Annotated in this window: 1 pseudogene; it reads left to right on the plus strand. The window is 41.6% G+C overall.

What is annotated here, in order from left to right:
- Nucleotides 1–6: 6 nt before the first annotated feature.
- Nucleotides 7–514 (plus strand): annotated as a pseudogene (locus tag R8N49_RS30550) (lipid A biosynthesis lauroyl acyltransferase); the annotation flags it as partial.

Here is a 514-nt window from a genome sequence, read left to right on the forward strand (position 1 = left end):
TCATATATGAATAAATACAAAAGGCCTGAATTTAAGGCTAAATTTCTTTTACCTCGTTATTGGGGTACGTTAATTCTCATCGGCGTGATGTACTCATTGAGCCTTCTTCCTTTTAATATTCAATTAGCGCTAGGACGCGGTATTGGCCGTTTAGCCATGCGAATAATGAAAAAGCGTCAAGTGACGATACGGCGCAATCTTGAGCTTTGTTTTCCTCACATGGGCGAATCTCAACGCGAGGCGATTTTAAAAGATAATATCGACAACTCCGGTATTGCACTCTTCGAAACAGCGATGGCATGGTTTTGGTCAGATAAAAGAGTCAGTAAGCACGTTACGATTAAAGGAATGGAGCATTTAGAAGCGTTAGAAAAGTCCGGTAAAGGTGCCTTAATGTTGGCCGTCCATTCAATGAACTTGGAATTAGGAGCTCGCGCATTTGGCATTCAAAAATCTGGGACGGGTGTCTATCGACCAAACAACAATCCGTGTTTCGACTATTTCCAATACAAAG

The organism is Vibrio sp. 1978 (genome assembly GCF_033344345.1).